Source organism: Methylosinus sporium, assembly GCF_003113265.1.
Classification (GTDB): domain Bacteria; phylum Pseudomonadota; class Alphaproteobacteria; order Rhizobiales; family Beijerinckiaceae; genus Methylosinus; species Methylosinus sporium.
In genome coordinates, this window is record NZ_PUIV01000011.1 from 61,294 (window position 1) to 78,491 (window position 17,198).

15 protein-coding genes are annotated in these 17,198 nt (G+C 64.5%); 7 read left to right on the plus strand and 8 right to left on the minus strand.

Translation table 11 applies throughout. The annotated features are described in order from the left end of the window. Genes C5689_RS09490 through C5689_RS09510 form a run of 5 tightly spaced genes read left to right on the plus strand, consistent with a single transcriptional unit; the run spans position 1 to position 5,285 of the window. On the plus strand, positions 1-231 hold the full coding sequence (locus C5689_RS09490) for a HypC/HybG/HupF family hydrogenase formation chaperone (protein WP_024878496.1): 231 nt from the start codon (positions 1-3) through the stop codon (positions 229-231). Beyond that, positions 228-1,361 (plus strand): hydrogenase formation protein HypD, encoded by a 1,134-nt coding sequence (hypD, locus tag C5689_RS09495; RefSeq protein WP_108917033.1) that lies wholly within the window; start codon positions 228-230, stop codon positions 1,359-1,361. The genes C5689_RS09490 and hypD overlap by 4 nt, the downstream gene beginning before the upstream one ends. Beyond that, positions 1,358-2,407 (plus strand): hydrogenase expression/formation protein HypE, encoded by a 1,050-nt coding sequence (gene hypE, locus C5689_RS09500; protein ID WP_108917034.1) that lies wholly within the window; start codon positions 1,358-1,360, stop codon positions 2,405-2,407. Before hypD ends, hypE begins: the two co-directional genes overlap by 4 nt. Positions 2,408-2,419: 12 nt before the next feature. Next, the gene (locus C5689_RS09505; protein ID WP_174800224.1) at positions 2,420-3,916 is read left to right on the plus strand and encodes a sigma-54-dependent transcriptional regulator; all 1,497 of its coding nucleotides are present in this window, start codon (positions 2,420-2,422) and stop codon (positions 3,914-3,916) included. Continuing rightward, positions 3,903-5,285 (plus strand): PAS domain-containing sensor histidine kinase, encoded by a 1,383-nt coding sequence (locus tag C5689_RS09510; RefSeq protein ID WP_108917035.1) that lies wholly within the window; start codon positions 3,903-3,905, stop codon positions 5,283-5,285. The genes C5689_RS09505 and C5689_RS09510 overlap by 14 nt, the downstream gene beginning before the upstream one ends. 63 nt (positions 5,286-5,348) lie before the next feature. Here the strand turns inward: C5689_RS09510 and C5689_RS09515 are convergent, their stop codons facing one another. The 3 genes from C5689_RS09515 to C5689_RS09525 are packed head-to-tail and all read right to left on the minus strand — an operon-like array spanning position 5,349 to position 11,292. Continuing rightward, the gene (locus C5689_RS09515) at positions 5,349-8,468 is read right to left on the minus strand and encodes an efflux RND transporter permease subunit (protein WP_108917036.1); all 3,120 of its coding nucleotides are present in this window, start codon (positions 8,466-8,468) and stop codon (positions 5,349-5,351) included. 15 nt (positions 8,469-8,483) lie between these two features. Further along, positions 8,484-9,653 carry an efflux RND transporter periplasmic adaptor subunit gene (locus tag C5689_RS09520; RefSeq protein ID WP_108917037.1) on the minus strand — a complete coding sequence of 390 codons (1,170 nt, stop codon included), beginning with the start codon at positions 9,651-9,653 and terminating at the stop codon, positions 8,484-8,486. Continuing rightward, positions 9,643-11,292 (minus strand): efflux transporter outer membrane subunit, encoded by a 1,650-nt coding sequence (locus tag C5689_RS09525; protein ID WP_108917038.1) that lies wholly within the window; start codon positions 11,290-11,292, stop codon positions 9,643-9,645. The genes C5689_RS09520 and C5689_RS09525 overlap by 11 nt, the downstream gene beginning before the upstream one ends. A gap of 170 nt (positions 11,293-11,462) precedes the next feature. Between C5689_RS09525 and C5689_RS09530 the strand changes: the two genes are divergently transcribed. Continuing rightward, positions 11,463-12,098, plus strand: coding sequence for a TetR/AcrR family transcriptional regulator (locus C5689_RS09530; RefSeq protein ID WP_108917039.1), 636 nt, complete (start codon positions 11,463-11,465; stop codon positions 12,096-12,098). A gap of 93 nt (positions 12,099-12,191) precedes the next feature. Here C5689_RS09530 and C5689_RS09535 read toward each other — a convergent pair whose 3' ends face one another. The 3 genes from C5689_RS09535 to C5689_RS09545 all read right to left on the minus strand — a co-directional run bounded on the left by C5689_RS09535 (position 12,192) and on the right by C5689_RS09545 (position 13,818). Further along, positions 12,192-12,593: a four-helix bundle copper-binding protein gene (locus C5689_RS09535; RefSeq protein ID WP_108917040.1), complete on the minus strand. Its 402-nt coding sequence runs from the start codon at positions 12,591-12,593 to the stop codon at positions 12,192-12,194. A 25-nt stretch (positions 12,594-12,618) separates the two neighbouring features. Continuing rightward, positions 12,619-12,807 carry a DUF3008 family protein gene (locus C5689_RS09540; protein ID WP_108917041.1) on the minus strand — a complete coding sequence of 63 codons (189 nt, stop codon included), beginning with the start codon at positions 12,805-12,807 and terminating at the stop codon, positions 12,619-12,621. 81 nt (positions 12,808-12,888) lie between these two features. After that, a complete protein-coding gene (locus C5689_RS09545) occupies positions 12,889-13,818 on the minus strand; it encodes a DMT family transporter (protein ID WP_108917042.1) in 930 nt (309 codons plus the stop codon). 134 nt (positions 13,819-13,952) lie between these two features. On the opposite strand from C5689_RS09545, the gene C5689_RS09550 reads away from it, so the two are divergent. Then, entirely contained in the window at positions 13,953-14,951 is a 999-nt protein-coding gene (locus C5689_RS09550; protein WP_108917043.1) for a glycoside hydrolase family 3 N-terminal domain-containing protein, read from the plus strand. Positions 14,952-14,967: 16 nt separating this feature from the next. On the opposite strand, the gene nagA is transcribed toward C5689_RS09550, so the two are convergent. Continuing rightward, positions 14,968-16,128, minus strand: coding sequence for an N-acetylglucosamine-6-phosphate deacetylase (gene nagA, locus C5689_RS09555; protein ID WP_108917044.1), 1,161 nt, complete (start codon positions 16,126-16,128; stop codon positions 14,968-14,970). Next, positions 16,125-17,150, minus strand: a complete 1,026-nt coding sequence (locus C5689_RS09560; protein WP_244594653.1) for an SIS domain-containing protein — start codon at positions 17,148-17,150, stop codon at positions 16,125-16,127. Before C5689_RS09560 ends, nagA begins: the two co-directional genes overlap by 4 nt. Positions 17,151-17,198: the final 48 nt, after the last annotated feature.

Consider the following 17,198-nt stretch of genomic DNA (forward strand, 5'->3'; position numbering starts at 1 on the left):
ATGTGCCTCGCCATTCCCGCTCGCGTTGAGGAACTGCTGCCCGACGATATGGCGCGCGTCAGCGTCGATGGCGTCGGCAAGCTGGTGTCGGTCGCGCTCGTCGATGGTCTCGCGATCGGCGATTATGTCGTGCTGCATGTCGGCTATGCGCTCGCCAAGATCGACGAGGAAGAGGCGATGGCGACGCTTGCTCTGCTGCGCGAGGCCGCGGCGCTGGGAGACGCGCAATGAAGCATGTCGACGAATATCGCGACGGCAATCTCGCCCGCGCCATAGCGCAGCGCATCGCCGCAGAAGCGCAGAGCGATCGGCAATATCGCTTCATGGAGTTTTGCGGCGGCCATACGCATGCGATCTCGCGCTATGGCATTGAGGATCTGCTGCCCGAGAATATTCGCCTCATTCACGGCCCCGGCTGCCCCGTCTGCGTGCTGCCGATGGGCCGCATAGACGACGCCATTCGCCTCGCCGCGCGCGAGGAGGTGACGCTCTGCACCTATGCCGATCTGATGCGCGTGCCCGCCTCCGGCGGCTCCAGCCTGATGAAAGCCAAGGCGAACGGCGCTGATATTCGCATGGTCTATTCGACGCTCGACGCCATCGCCATCGCCGAGAAGGAGCCGCAGCGCCAAGTCGTCTTCTTCGCCATAGGCTTCGAGACGACGACGCCGCCGACCGCGCTCGCCATTCGCCTCGCGCAGAAGAAGGGCCTCAAGAATTTCTCGATCTTCTGCAATCATGTGCTGACGCCGGCGGCGATGCAGGCCATTCTCGACACCGATAATGGCGTCGAGATCGAAGGCTTCGTCGGCCCCGCGCATGTCTCCACCGTCATCGGCTCCGCGCCCTATCGACGTTTCGCCAGCGATTATCACAAGCCCGTCGTCATCGCCGGCTTCGAGCCGCTGGATGTACTGCAGGCCATTTTGATGCTGCTGCGGCAGATCAACGAGGGCCGCTGCGAGATCGAGAATCAATATCGCCGCGCCGTCACCGAGAGCGGTAACGCCAAAGCCATCGACGAAGTCGCGGAGATTTTCGACCTGCGCGAGGCCTTCGAGTGGCGCGGGCTCGGCGAGATTCCGCACAGCGCGCTGAAGCTGCGCGAAGCCTACGCCGACTATGACGCAGAGCGCCGCTTCGCCATGGAGACCAAGCCGGCGCGCGATAATCCGGCCTGCGAATGCGGCGCGATTCTGCGCGGGCAGAAGCGCCCGCAGGACTGCAAGCTGTTCGGCGTCGCCTGCACGCCGGAGACGCCAATGGGCTCCTGCATGGTCTCCTCGGAAGGTTCTTGCGCGGCCTATTGGGCTTATGGAAGATTCCGGCAATATCAAAACGAAGCGCGGAAAGCGTCATGAACAAGCATGAGCCGGGGGGCCGCAAGCTCGATCTCCGCAATGGCCGCGTGGAGCTATCGCACGGCTCCGGCGGACGCGCCATGGCGCGGCTGATCGGCGAGATTTTTTACGCCGCCTTCGACAATGAATGGCTCGCCGCTGGCAATGATCAAGCGGCCTTCGACATTCCCGCCGGACGCATGGCGATGACGACGGACGGCTATGTCGTCTCGCCCTTGTTCTTTCCGGGCGGCGATATCGGCAAGCTCGCCGTGCATGGCACGATCAACGACATCGCCATGGCCGGCGCGCGGCCGCTGCATATGTCGGCGAGCTTCATCGTAGAGGAAGGCTTTCCGCTCGCCGAGCTGAAGCTGATTGCAGAGAGCATGGGTGAAGCTTCGCGCGCGGCCGGCGTCGCCATCGTCACCGGCGACACCAAAGTGGTGGAGCGCGGCAAGGCGGATGGCGTCTTTATCTCGACGAGCTGCGTCGGGATCATTCCGGCCGGGCTCGCGCTATCAGGCGACAAGGCGCGGCCAGGCGATGTCGTGCTGCTCTCCGGCTCCATCGGCGATCATGGCGTCGCGGTCATGTCGAAGCGCGAGAATCTCTCCTTCGATACAGAAGTTCTGTCCGACACGGCGGCGCTGCACGAGCTCGTCGCCGCAATGGTGGAGACCGCTGGCGACGCGATTCGTCTGATGCGAGATCCGACGCGCGGCGGCGTGGCGGCGACGCTCAATGAGATCGCGCATCAATCACGCGTCGGCGTGCGCATCGACGAGAAAGCCATCCCCGTCGCGCCGCAAGTGGCCGCCGCCTGCGAGCTGCTGGGGCTCGATCCTCTGCATGTCGCCAATGAGGGCAAGCTCCTCGCCGTGGTCACGTGCGAGGCCGCCGATGCGCTGCTCGCCGCGATGCGCGCGCATCCGCTGGGCGCGCAAGCGGCGCGCATCGGCGAGATCGTCGCTGATGAGCATTGCTTCGTGCAGATGACGACCGCTTTCGGCGGCGGCCGCATCATCGACTGGCTCTCCGGCGAGCAATTGCCGCGCATCTGCTGAGCGAGAGGCGAGATGAACAAGCGCGAGAACCGCAGCGAGATGGAGAGCGAAGCGACGCCGATCTCCCGCGGCGCCACTGTGCTCATCGTCGACGACGAGAAGCGCTCGCTCGAATCGCTGCGCCGCGTGCTCGGCGGCGAGTTTCAGATCGTCTGCGCGAGCAGCGCCGCCGAGGCGGAGGCCGTGCTCGCCGGCGATTTGGTGCAGGTGATCCTCTGCGATCAGCGAATGCCGGGCGAGAGCGGCGTCGAATTTTTGACGCGCGTGCGCGAGCATTGGCCGGAGCCGGTGCGCATGATCATCTCCGGCTATACGGATGCGGAAGATATTATCGCCGGCGTCAATGAGGCCGGCATTTTTCAATATGTGACCAAACCCTGGGACCCCGACAAGCTCATCCAATCGGTGCGCGAGGCGGCGCAGCTCTACGCGGCGCAGAAGGATGGCGGCGCCGCGCCGCCGCTCGAGGCCAAGCCCTCGCATGAGCGATTACAGCGGCTCGCCAGCGACAGGCGCCGGGCCGAGCGACGCATGTTCGAATTCGGCCGCATCGTCCATGCGCCGGAAAGTCCGATGCGCCAGACGCTCGCGCTGGCGCGGCGCGCGGCGGAATACGACATCTCCGTGCTCATCACCGGCGCCTCGGGCACCGGCAAGGAGCTGCTGGCCCGCGCCATTCATCACGGCTCGGCGCGCGGCGAGAAGAGTTTCGTCGTCGAGAATTGCGGCGCGCTGCCGGATGAATTGCTCGAGAGCGAATTGTTCGGCTGTAAGAAAGGCGCGTTCACCGGCGCCTATCAGGATCGCGTCGGCCTGTTCGAGGTCGCCGATGGCGGCTCGATCTTTCTCGACGAAATCGGCGAGACCTCGCCGTCCTTCCAAGTGAAGCTGCTGCGCGTGCTGCAGGAAGGCGAAATTCGGCCGCTCGGCGCGCAGCGTCCGCGCCGCGTCGACGTTCGCGTCATCGCCGCCACCAATCGCAATATCGTCGCCGATGTGGAGGCGGGACGCTTTCGCCGCGATCTCTATTATCGCCTCGCCGCTTTTCCGATTCACCTGCCTCCCCTCAGCGAGCGGCGCTGCGATATCGCCATCATCGCCGCGCGCATACTCGTCGCCGTGAACCAGACCTTCAATCGGCGCGTGCCGGGCTTCGAGCCGGAAACGCTGCGGCTGTTGGAGCGCTATGGCTGGCCCGGCAATGTGCGCGAGCTGCACAATGAGATTCAGCGCATGGTGGCGCTGAGCGACGGCGACGCCAATCTGCCGCCAGGCCTGCTGTCGCCTTGCATAACCGATCATCGTGCGACGACCACATGCGACGACCAGCAGCGCTTCACGCTGAAGGAGCGCGTCGAGATGCTGGAATGCGCGTTGATCAAGGAATCTCTGGAGCGCAACGGACGCAACATCAGCCATGTGGCCGACGAGCTCGGACTGTCGCGCGTCGGCCTGCGCAGCAAGATCGCCCGCTATGACATCTCCCGCGTCGTCGATGACGAAAGCTGACGTCAAATCCTATGCCAAGCACGGCGATCTCATCGCGCTCGTCGCAGGCAAGGAGGAGATTGCGCTGTCGGAGGGCGGCGAGTCCGTCTGGCTCGAGGTCATCAAGAAGATGGACGAGGTCTATGCGGACCTCATCGGCTATGAGGCCGATCTCGAGCGCAAGAATGGCGAGCTGGAAGCAGCGCGCAATTTCATTCAGAGCGTCATCGCCTCCGTCTCGGACGTGCTGATCGTCTGTGACGAGCGCGGCGCCATTCTGCAAGTCAATCCCGCTTTCGAGGCGCTCGCTGGGCGCGGCGAGGAGGAGCTGAAAGGCGCCTCTGTGGCGACGCTGTTCATCGTGGAGGACGAGGCGCGCGCCGCCGCCATCGTCGCCGGACAGGCGCGCGAACCGACCAGCGTCGAATCGCGTTTCCGCACGAGCAACGGCCCGTCCGATCTGATGGCGATCAATTGCTCGCCTCTGTTCGATTCGGATGGGCGCAGAGCCGGCGCCGTCTTCACTGGCCGGCCGATCGGCGAATTGCGCCGCGCCTATGAGGCGCTGCATCGCGCCCATGTCGATCTGCAACAGGCGCAATCGCGCCTCGTCGAGCAAGAGAAAATGGCGAGCCTCGGCCGTCTCGTCGCCGGCGTCGCGCATGAGCTCAATAATCCGATCAGCTTCGTCTATGGCAATATTCATACGCTCGACCGCTATCGCAAGGCGATCGCCGCCTATCTCGAGGCGATTCATGCCGGCGCGAGCGCGAAGGAGCGCGAGACGCTGCGCCGCGCGAGCGGCATAGACGCCATTCTCTCCGATCTCCAGCCCTTGATCGACGGCACGCTGGAAGGCGCCGTGCGCATCAGCGAGATCGTCAAGAATTTGCGGCGTCTCTCCTTCAGCACCAAGGCGCCGCGCGAGGCGGTGTCATTGTCGAAAGTGGTGGAGACCGCCGCGCAATGGGCCTCGCGGAGCAAGAAGGCCAAAGCGCGCATCGTCGCCGATCTCGAGCCCGAGCTCTACGCCTCGGGACAGAGCGGCCAGATTCATTCGGTGCTGGTCAATCTCATCGACAATGCGCTCGACGCCGTGCGCGAGGTGGAGCAGCCGATCGTCTCCATCACCACGCGCGGCGAAGGCGATTGCGCGATCGTGGTCGTGGACGACAATGGCAAGGGCGTGCCGGAGGCGCTGCGCGGCCGGATCTTCGAGCCCTTCTTCACCACCAAGGCCGTCGGCGAAGGCACCGGGCTCGGATTGTGGATCAGCTATTCGATCGCCCATGAGCATGGCGGCTCGATCGAATACGAAGCGCCGCCCGAAGGCGGCGCGCGTTTCACGCTTCGATTGCCGCGCGCCGAGGACGGCGAGACGCGAACCTGAAGACCCGCGGCCCGGGGGTGGGGCGGTGGACCGCGAGTCTTCGGCTCCGCATATGCCGTCGCCTCAAGAGGCGACGACGCGAATCTTATTCTCGCCATGCGCGTCATGCGCATCATCGAAATCGACGGCGCTCGCTTCGCGCGTCTTCGAGTGATCTGCGGCGAGCACGAGATAGACCGCCGGCAGCACGAAGAGCGTGAACAATGTGCCGATCGACAGGCCCGAGGCGATGACGAGGCCCATATTGTAGCGCGAGGCCGCGCCGGCGCCGCTCGCCATGATGAGCGGCAGCACGCCGAGCACCATCGCCGCCGTCGTCATCAGGATCGGCCGCAGGCGGATCGAGGTCGCGTCTATGATCGCCTCATATTTCGACTTGCCGAGATGCTGCTGCTCATTGGCGAATTCGACGATGAGAATGCCGTGCTTGCTGATGAGGCCCATCAGTGTGACGAGGCCCACCTGCGTGTAGATGTTGATGCTCGCGCCGCCGAAGCCCAGCATGATGAAGACGAGCGCGCCGGCGATCGACATGGGCACGGAGACGAGAATGATGAGCGGATCGCGGAAGCTCTCGAATTGCGCCGCGAGCGCCAGGAAGATGATGATCAGCGCGAAGCCGAAGGTCACGGCGAAGCCGCTCGACTCCTGCACGAACTGCCGCGAGGCGCCAGCGTAGTCGATCGTGTAGGCGGGCGGCAGCGTTTGCGCAGCGACCTCTTTCAACGTCTCCAACGCCTCGCCGGCAATGACGCCCGGGGCAGCGACGCCGGAGATGGTGAAGGAGTTGATCTGCTGGAAGTGGTTGAGCGATTCCGGCACGACCATGGTCTGGAACTTCGCCACCGTCGACAGCGGCACGGAGGAGCCGTCCGCGGTCTTGATGTAATAGCTCAATATCTGATCCGGATTGAGCCGGAACTGCTGCGCCATCTGCGGGATGACCTTGTACGAGCGTCCGTCCAGCCCGAAATATTGCGTGTAGCCGCCGCTCAGCCCCGTGGTGAGCGCGCCGCCGACGTCGACCATTTTGAGCCCCAGCTGCGCCGTCTTCTCGCGATCGATGACGAGCGACATCTGCGGCTGGTCGATCTTCAGATCGGTGTCGAGGAACATGAACTTGCCCGTCGCCAGCGCCTTGGAGAGGAAGTCGCGCGAGATGTCGTTCATCTTCTCGAACGTGTCGGTGCTCTGCACCACGAATTGAATCGGCAGACCATTCGAGCCCGGCAGCGGTTGGGGCTGGAAGGTGACGAGACGCTGCCCCGGCACCGCCTGCGCCAGCTCCTGCTGCAGCGTCTGCTGCATCTGCTCGGCGCCGATCTTGCGCTTGTCGGCCGGCGTGAGAACGAGGCCGCCGAAGATGAGGCCGGGCGTGACGATCTGGAACGAACTCGTCATTTCGGGATGCTTGGCGAAGGTCTTGTAGACCTGATCGCCATAGAAGAGCTTCTGCTTCAGCGTGGCGTTGGGCGCGGATGTCGATTGCGCGAAGACGACGCCTTGGTCTTCGTTGGGCGCGAGCTCGTTCTTCGAGTTCGAATAGAGCCAATAGATGCTCACGAGCACGAGGCCGCCGAAAGCGAGCGTCACCGGGACGAAATGGAGCGAGCGCTCGAGCAGGCGCTGATAGCGCTCCTTGAGCCACTCCATTCTGGCGTCGATGGCGGCGACGATCTTCGTCTCCAGCGTCTCCTCGCCTTGTTGTGGCGCCTTCAGCACCAGCGCGCAGCTGACCGGAGAAAGAGTGAGAGCGATGATCGCCGAGACCGTCACCGAACCGGCGAGCGTGAAGGCGAATTCGACGAAGAGCGCGCCTGTGAGGCCGCCCTGAAAGCCGATCGGCACATAGACGGCGATCAGCACGATCGTCATGGCGATGATCGGCCCGGCGAGTTCGCGCGCCGCCTGCAAGGCGGCGTCGAACGGCCTCAATCCGTCGGCGAGATGGCGATTGACATTCTCGACGACGATGATCGCGTCGTCGACGACGAGACCGATCGCAAGAACCAGCGCCAGCAGTGTGAGCAGATTGATCGAGAAGCCGAGCGCCAGCAGAATGGTGAATGTGCCGATGAGCGATAGCGGAATGGCGACGATCGGTATGACCACCGAGCGCCAGGAGCCGAGAAACAGAAACACGACGCCGGTGACGATGAGGATGGCCTCGATCAGCGTGTGAATCACCTCGTCGATCGAGCTGTTCACGAAGTCGGTCGTGTCATAGACGATATCGCTGTTGAGCCCCTGCGGCAGCGATTTCAGAATATCCGGATAGGCCTCTTTGACGCCTTTGACGACATCGAGGAGATTGGCGTTGGGCGCGACGAGAATGCCGATATAGACCGCCTGCTTGCCGTTGAACGCCACGGCGGATTCGTAATCTTCCGAGCCGAGCGTGACATTGGCGACGTCGCGCAGCTTCACATTGGCGCCGTTCACCTGCTTGACGACGAGATTGCGGAACTCCTCGAGCGAATGCATCGAGGTCGCGGCGGTGAGCGTCACCTGCACCATCTCGCCCTTGGTCGAGCCGAGGCCGGCGATATAGTCATTGCCCTGCAACGACGCGCTGAGCTCGCTGGCGGTGAGGCCATAGGCGGCGAGCTTGACCGGATCGAGCCACGCCCGCAGCGCGAAAGTCTTGCCGCCGATGAGCTCGGCCGTCTGCACGCCCGGCACCGATTGCAGGCGCGGCTGCACGACGCGGATCAGATAATCGGTAACCTGGCTCGACGTCAGAATATCGCTATTGAAGCCGATATACATGGCGTCGGTGGTCTGGCCGATCTTCACCGTGATGACCGGCCGCTGCACGGCGGACGGCAGCTGATTGAGCACCGAATCGATCTTGGTGCTGATCTCGGTCAGCGCCTTGCCGGAATCATAGTTGAGCCGCAGATTGGCGGTGATCGTGCTCGTTCCGACCTGGCTCGTCGAGGTGAGATAGTCGATGCCGTTGGCCTGCGCGATGGCGTTCTCGAGCGGCGTGGTGACGAAGCCGGCGACAGTCGCGGGATCGGCGCCGAAATAGGAGGTCGTCACCGTGACGACGGCGTTTTGCGTACGCGGATATTGCAGCGTCGGAAGGGTGAAGAGCGAGCGCAGGCCCAGCACCAGGATCAGCAGGCTCACCACCGAGGCGAGCACCGGGCGACGCACGAAAATGTCGGTGAAACGCATATTCGTTGTCTCCGTTCACTGATCCACGGGCTTGGGATCGGGATCGACCGGCGGCTGCGGCGTGTCGGAAATTTTCAGCGGCGAGCCGTTTCTGAGCTTCACCTGTCCAGCGGTGACGACGGTCGCGCCTTCCGTGACGCCCTCCAGCACCGCGACCTCGTCGCCGCGCGTCGCGCCGAGGCGCACGAAAGCCTGCTGCGCGGAGAGGCCCGCGCCCTTGTCGTCGGCCGCCGCGCTCTTTTGAACGAGAAACACCGAATTGCCGAAGGGCGCATAAACGATCGCCGTCTGCGGCAGAGTGATGAGGCGCTCGGGATTTCCAGTCGCTATGTCGATCTGAGCGAACATTCCGGGCGTGAGCTTGTGATCGGCGTTGGCGAGGCTGGCGCGCACCTGAACATTGCGGCTCGCCTGATCGACCTTGGAGTTGATCGCGACGATTTTGCCGGTGAACTTCTTGCCCGGAAAAGCATCGACGCCGGCGTCGATCGATTGGCCGACCTCTATGCCGTTCAACGCCTGCTGCGGCAGAGTGAAATCGAGATAGATCGGATCGAGCGCCTGCAGCGTCACGATGACCGAGCCCGCGCCGATATATTGGCCGAGATCGACGCCGCGAATGCCGAGCCGCCCCCCGAAAGGCGCGCGCAGAGTCTTCTGCGCGATCACCGCCTCCTGCTGCGCGACTTCCGCCTCCGCGCTCTTGAGATTGGCGAGGTCGGTGTCGACGCTCGCCTGGCTCGCGGCGTGAATCTTCAGCTGCGCCTGATCGCGGCGAAGATTGACCCCGGCGAGCTCGGCGGAGGCCTTCAGCGCGGCGAGCCTGGCGATATCCGTGTCCTTGCGCAATTCCAGCAGCAGCTGACCCGCCTCCACTTGCTGACCGGACTGAAAGTGAATCTTCTCGACGATGCCGGACGCCTCCAGCGACAGATCCGCGCCGTTCACTGCGCGAAACGTGCCGACCGCAGTGAGCTTGGACCGCCATTCCTGAAATCCCGCAGTCGTGATCGAGACGGTCTGCGGCGGATTGGCCATGGAGGCGAGAAAGCCCTTGATCATCATGTTGCGGAAGGCGTTGAAGCCATAGAGTCCGCCAAAGACCAGCGCGACGATCGCGAGCATGATCGCCATCGGTTTCGCCAGGGCTCCGAAACGATCCTGCAGCAAGGTTCTAGCGACCATCTCGAGCGTCCTCCGCCTCTGCTCTGATCGCCGCGGCGATCGGCGATGTAGCGATTATATCCGTGGGCTTGGCCTGCGAGGCCGGCGTCTCGTCTATGCGGTTCCACCAGCCTCCGCCGAGCGATTGCAGCAGCGCCGCCGTATCGGCGAAGCGCGCCGCCTGCGCCTTGACGCGATTGAGCCGCGCATTGAGCAAAGTCTGCTCGGCGTTCAGCACGATCGAATAGGTCGTCGAGCCGGCGCGATATTGCGCGCGCGCGATCTCGAGACTCTCCGCCGCCGCCTTCTCCGCCGCCACTTGCGCGCGCAGCGTGCCGGCGTCGTGCTTCACGGCCTGCAGAGAATCGGCGACATTCTGGAAAGCGGAGATGACCGTGGAGCGATATTGCGCCGCCGATTGCTCGAAGGCCGCGACCTTGGCCTCGCGCGTGTGGAACAGCGAGCCGGCGTCGAAAGCCTTGCCCGAGGCCTGGGCGGCGAGCGTGTAGACCATGGTCTGCGGCGAGAACAGGGTGGTGAAATTCGTCGCCTGCGCGCCGCCCGTGGCGCTGAGCGTGAATTGCGGCAGCATATTCGCCGTGGCGACGCCGATCTCCGCGCTCGCCTGATGCACTTGATTCTCGGCGGCGAGAATATCCGGCCGCTGGCGCACCAGAGTCGAAGGCAGACTGACCGGCAATTCGCCAGGCAGGCGCAGGCCGGAAAGGTCGACGGCCTCGCCTTTGTCGGCGTTGGGAAGACGGCCGAGATAGGCCATCAGCAGATTGCGATTCTGTGCGCGCGCTTTTTCCAGCGGCGGCAGCGTCGCCTGCGCCTGCGCGAGCTGCGCGCGCTCGGACAGCACATCGGCCTGGCTGACGGCTCCGAGCTCGAATCGCTTCTCCAGCAGATCGAGCTGCGTGCGATAGGCGGCGATGAGATCGCGCGTCACCTTGATCTGCGAGGCGTATGAGGCGTCGGAGATCGCGGCGGTGACGACATTGGCGGTGAGCGCGAGATAGGTCGCCTCGAGCTGGAAACGCTTCTGCTCGGCGGCGGCCGTATCGCTCTCCAATGTGCGCCAGGATTTTCCGAACACGTCCGGCGAGAAGGACACGGACACATTAGCGTTGTGCAGCCCGTAGACAAAGGTCGAGGCCGAGCTGGACGAAGAAGACGACGACGACGAACTCGACGAGGAGATCCCGGCGTATTGCGCCGTCGTCGATTGCTGCCGCGTATAGCTGTCGCCGAGCGTGGCCTGCGGCAGAAAGGTGGCCGAATTGGCCTCTATCGTCTCGCGCGCCTGACGCAGCGCGGCCTCGGCCGCCATAATGTCCGGGTGATTCGCCACGGCCTCGGCGACCAGCGCCGATATTTGCTTGGAACGAAACAGCTTCCACCATTCTCCCGGCACGTCGCGGCCATGGGCGAAGCGTTGCGAAGCCCCGCCAGCGACCGCCGCCGCCTCCGTCCTGGCTCCGATCTTGCCATAGCCGGCGTCGGCGGGCGCCGGGGGCGGAACAAAATCCGGCCCGACAGCGCAAGCGGTGAGCGCCGAGGCCGCGAATGTGACTGCCCCAGCGGCGGCTGCGCGTGCTATCCCCCGCCTAGGCGCAGTTTTCGCTTCTCGGATAAGGCTTCGCGAAAATTTCGGCATGACCCTCTCGAAAACTGAACCGTTCAGTTTTAATATAAACGCAAAGGCAGAGTGTCAATGCTGAAACTGAACGGTTCAGTTTTTCCCGAGGCTGGCGAAGGCGCGCCGAGACTGAAAAAAGACCCGGGAACGGGCGAAGGGGACAGAATGGAACGGGCGGAACCGAGGATATGACCGAGGGAGCGGGATCGACCGCGACCGAGGCGTGCGCGGAGCATGTGCCGAACCGAAAGGAATGTCAGATCCTTTCGGCGGCGCGGACGCAATTTTTGGAGCAGGGCTTCGCCGATACGTCCATGGACGCGATCGCGCGCGCGGCCGGCGTGTCGAAAGCGACGCTCTACGCCTATTTTCCCAGCAAAGAGGCGCTGTTTCGCAATCTCATCGAGATCGAATGCAGCCAAAAATGCACCGATGTACCCGAGCCCGATTTCGGAGCCGGCGTCGAGCAGGCGTTACGCGAGCTCTGCGGACATTTCGTCGCGCGCTTCCTGACCAAGGAATGGGCGGCCTTTTTTCAAGCGGTGTCGAGCGAGCGCTGGCGCTACCCCGAACTCTGTCACCTTTATTTCAACAGCGGCAAGCAGAATGTCCTCGATCTGGTCTCCAACTATCTCGAGGAGGCGAAGGCGCGAGGGCTGCTCGCCATCGACGACGCCCAAATGGCGGCGGAGCATCTGTTGCATCTCACCGTCTCGGACCTGCCGATGCGCGTCGCGCTGGGATTGGACCTGCGCAGCGAGGCCGAATATCAGCGCGTGATGGAGTCTGGTCTCGCCGTATTTTTGAAGGCCTATAAAGCGTGAGCGCGATTCGCGCGACAGACGCGATGCTCTCCCCCTGACGGCAGGAGAGGGGCGAAGTCGCGATCGTTCGACGCGTTTCCAAACGTGTGCGGCCTAATGCGCGGAACCCATTGCGCGACGGCAGGCGCCTTCGCATTCCTTGCACACATCGGCGCAGATGCGACAATGCTCGTGATGCTTGGCGTGGCGGCGGCATTCCTTCTCGCAGGCGCGACACATATCGACGCAGGCTTGTAGAATGGCGCGCATCGCCGTCTCATCCGTCGCGCTGCGACGCGAGGCTATGGCGCCGGTCGCGAGGCATATGTCCGCGCAATCCTGATCGAGCCTGATGCAGCGACGCAGATCCGCGACATTCTCCTCCGAAAGGCAGGCGTCGGCGCAGACAGCGCAGGCCTGAGCGCAATCGAAACAGGCTTCGACGCAGCCGACGAGCGCCGCATCGGCGCGGCCGCGCATTTGCGGATGACTGGCGATGATGGCTTCCACATGCATTGAGGCGTCCTCCTCTATTGGGCAATCATGATTTGGCCGCGTGCTGTGGCTTGCCCTTGCGCTTGGTGGCGGCGAATTCCTCGAGCTGCTTCTCGCTCATCGAATCGAGCATGGAGCGCGAGGCTCCTTTGAGCTCGCTCTTCGGAATCTCGCCGCGCTTGGCCGCGAGCGCGGCGCCGGCCGCCATTTGCTGAGCCTTGGATTTGGCGGGCATGGACTCCCTCCCTTCGAATTTTCGCGCCGCGGGAAGGCGACGCGGGGCGGAGGATAACCCGCGCGGGCGGGCGTGGTTCCGTCAGCCGCGCCGCCCTATGCGCAGGCTGGGCGCTCTGCCGCCGCTCGCGAGATAAACGCCGAGAGAGACGCAGAGCAGCGCGATCTGCTCGATGAGCGACGGCGTTTCGCCGAGCAAGGGAATTGCGATCAGCGCCGCCATGGGCGGCACCAGCGCCGAGAAGGCGGCGCCGGCGGAAGCGCCGAGAAGCTCTATGCCCTTGCCGAACAGAAACAGCGCGACGATCGAGACCATGACGCCCTGAAACAAGGTCTGAATCACAATGTCGCGCAGCGGCGCATCCATGCCGTGCAGCCCGTGAAAGGCGAGATAGACGGGCCCGTAGAGAATGAGCGAGCCTGTCGACACTAGCGCCGCGGCGTGCAGCGAATCGAGGCCGGACGCGCGCAGCACGATGGCGTAGCCGGCCCAGACGAAGGCGCCGATGAGCAGCAGAATATGCCCCATCTGCGTGTCGCCGAACGATAAGGCCGTCGGCCCCGCTATGGCCGCGCCGCCGATGGCGATGAGCGCATAGCCGATGAGCCGGCTCGCGCCGAAGCGCTCGCGGGTCAGAAGAAACGACAGAAGCGCGACAAAGAGCGGCATGGAGCCCGGCAGCAGCGCGCCCGCATGAGCGACCGGCGCGAGCTTGAGCCCGCTGGCGGCGACGAGCACATAAGGCGCGCCCGCGCTGCAGACGAGAATGAAGAGACGCAATGCGCCGAGCCGCTCGAGCGCGAGCCCCTTGCGCAGCACGATCGGAAACAGCAATAGGCCGGCGGTGCCGAAGCGCAGCATTGTGAGATCATAGACGGAGAGCGTCGTCGTCACGCCGAGCCGTGTGACGACGAGCCAAGTCGCCCAGACAGTGACCGCGGAAACGCCGAACATCGCGCCTGTGGCGTATCGCGCCGTTTGCGGCGCGCCCTCGGCGACCTCCTCGCTCATCGCATATCTCCCGCTCGAAACTTCGCTGCGCCGCACTCATAATCGAGCGAGAGGGAAAGCGCGAGCTTCTCCTTTTCGCCGCAATTTCGCCCGGCGCGTTTGACGATGCGGCGCGATGCGCCATCTCAACTCGCATGTCCGCGCCAATTCCCATAGGCGAGCTCTTCCTGCTCGGCTTCCGCACGCCGCATGTTCCGCCCTGGCTGCGCGATTTCGCGCGCGACTATGGGCTCGGCGGCGTCATCCTCTTCGATTACGACTGCACGGATCGCAAATATGAGCGCAATATTTTCGATCCCGCGCAAGTGAAGGCGCTCTGCGCGGAGATACACGCGCTGCCGACGCGCCCGCTGATCTTCATCGATCAGGAGGGCGGCAAGGTGCGGCGGCTGAAGGAAGAACGCGGCTTCGCGCCGCTGCCGAGCGCGCGCCAATTCGGCCGGCTGACGGCGCAAGGACGGCTCGACGCATTGCGTCCGGCCTTTACGGAATTGCGCGATCTCGGCATAGACGCCGATCTCGCGCCCGTCGTCGATCTCGACATAAATCCAGACAGTCCCGACATAGGCTCGGCGCAGCGCAGCTTTTCCGCCGATCCGCGCGTGGTCGAGGATTGCGTCGGCGCGCTCGTCGAGGTCGCGCGCGCCACGGGGCTGAAGCTGTGTCTCAAGCATTTTCCCGGAACCGGCGGCGCCAAGGTCAATCCGCACGATCATGTGATGGATCTTTCCGACTGCCTCACCGATGCGCAGGTGAAGATATTCGAGACGCTGGCGCCGCGCGTTCCCATGGTCTTGTTCAGCCATGGCGTGGTGAATCAATGGGAGCAAGACACGCCCTGCTGTCTCTCTTCCGTCGCCGTGCGCAAATTGCGCCGATCGGCGCCGGGCGTCGTGATATTGACCGACGACCTTCAGATGCAAGGCGTGCAGAAGCTGATGACCACCGGCGACGCCGCATTATGCGCGCTACGCGCCGGCGCGGATTTCATCCTCATCGGCAATAATATGAAAGACGAGCAAGCGGAGTCGGCGCGCTATGCGCAAAATCTGCTCGACGCCTGCGCGAAGGATGCGTCGCTCGCCGACAATGCGCGCGCCGCGATCGAGCGCATAAGACGCCTGAAGGCGTGAAGCGCGCATCTCTCTTTCACCATTCGTCGGCGGAGCGCTCGCCGGCGACCCAGGTCGAAACGATGCGAAGAGTCTGCGGATCGAAGGCGGTCATATCGGCGCGATAGCCGGCGACGAGCCGGCCGAGCCTCTTGCCGAGCCCCAAAAAATTCGCCGGATTGGTGGAGGCGAAGACGAGCGCGCGCTCGAGCGGCAGATCGAGCAGCGACACGCAATTGCGCACAGCGCTCGCCATATCGAGCGAAGCGCCGGCGAGCGCGCCCTGCGCTGTCTCGCAGCGACCGTCCCGCACGAGAATCTCCTGGCCTTGCAGCGCAAATCCCTTCCCGCTTCCGCCGACCGGCGGCATTGCGTCGGTGACGAGCATGGGATGGCCGAGACCGGCGCGCAGAGCGAGACGCAGCATCGCCGGATCGACATGCTCGCCATCGACGATGAGCCCGTAATAGGCGGACGACGATTCGAGCGCCGCCGCGATCGGCCCCGGCTCGCGGCTGGCGAGCGGACGCATGGCGTTGAAGAGATGGGTGAAGCCGGTCAGCCCCTCCTTCATCGCTTCGCGCGTCTGCGCGTAATTCGCCATGGAATGGCCGAGCGCGACCTTGCAGCCGGCGGAAACGAGCTCGGCGATGAAACCCGGCGGCGTTTCCTCCGGCGCGAGCGTTACGAGCGATACGCCGCCACGCGGCGGCGCGAGCATGTCCACATGATGCGGCGAAGGCGCGCGGCGAAGATCGGCGCGATGCACGCCCAATCGCTCCGGCGAGATGAACGGCCCTTCGAAATGCACGCCCAGCACGCCGGGCGCATGAGGCATGATCTCGGTCACGGCGCGCTTGGCCGCGATCATCTTCTCATCCGTGTCGGTGATCAGCGTCGGCAGCAGCGACGTCGCGCCGAATTTGCGATGCGCATGGAGAATCGTCGCGATCGCCTGCGGCGTCGGCGCGTCATTGAACAGAACATCGCCGCCGCCATTCACCTGAATATCGATGAATCCCGGCGCGAGCCAGACGCCTTTCGGCAACTTGAGCACATCGGCGCCGCGCGGAATCTCACGGCGCAGAATGAGCGCGGCGATGTCATCGCCCTCTATCGCCACGGCGCAGTCGCGATGCGCCGATTCGCCGTCGAAGACGACATCGGCGGCGATCATCCGGCGCGGCTCCTCGCTCATCTTGTGCGCGTCACCTTCTGCAAATGGCGGGGACGATCGACATCGACGCCGCGCACGACAGCGAGTCGCGCCGCCATGGCGTAAAAGCTCTGAATGAGGCAGATGGCGTCGGTCTCGGGATGGTCGGGCGCGAGCGCCGGCAGGCGGCCGCGCGTCTCGTCCTCGCGATCGGTGGTGAAGAGCGCCGCGCCTTTGCCGCGCAAATCGTCGGCAAGACGGCGCATTCCGATCGCCGCTTCATCGGTCGGCGTCAGCATCAAGATCGGATAGAGCGGCGAGACCAGCGACACCGGCCCATGCATGAATTCCGCCGAGCTGAAGGCTTCGGCGTGGAGATTGGCGGTTTCCTTCAGCTTCAACGCCGCTTCGCGCGCAATGGCGAGCGTCGGCCCGCGCCCGATGGCGACGAGACTTTCCGCGCGCGCGAACGCCTCGACGAGGCGCGACCAATCGAGTTCGCAAGCGCGCGCGAGCCGCTCCGGCAGGCGCGCGAGCGCGTCATCGAGCGCGCGATCCTGCGACCATGATGCGACGAGACGCGCGAGCGCGGCGAGCGAAGCGATGAAGGTCTTGGTCGCCGGCACGGCGAATTCCGGCCCCGCCGCCATGGGCAGAACGAATTCGCATTGCGCGGCGAGATCGCTCTCCACTTCGTTCACGAGACAGACGGTGACGGCGCCGCTGCGGCGCGCGGCGGCGGCCAGCTCGATCAGATCATTGCTGCCGCCCGATTGCGAGATCGCCAGAAACAATTGGCCGTCGAGCCGCAGCGAGCCGCCATAGACGCTGGCGATGTTCGGCGCAGCGGCGGCGACGGGAACGCCGAGGCCGCGCTCGATGAGATGCTTGGCGAATGTCGCCGCATGAGCGGAGCTGCCGCGCGCGCAGGTGACGACGACGCGCGGATCGACAGCGCGCAAGCGCGCGACGAGCGGCGCGAGACGCGGAGCGAGCTGCTCCTGCTGCCGCGCGACCGCATGAGGCGCCTCGCGCGCCTCGATCGCCATTCGATTGTCTCGCATGATCATCGGCGGCTCTGCTGCAGCTTCGTCACGCCCCCCGCCCGCGCC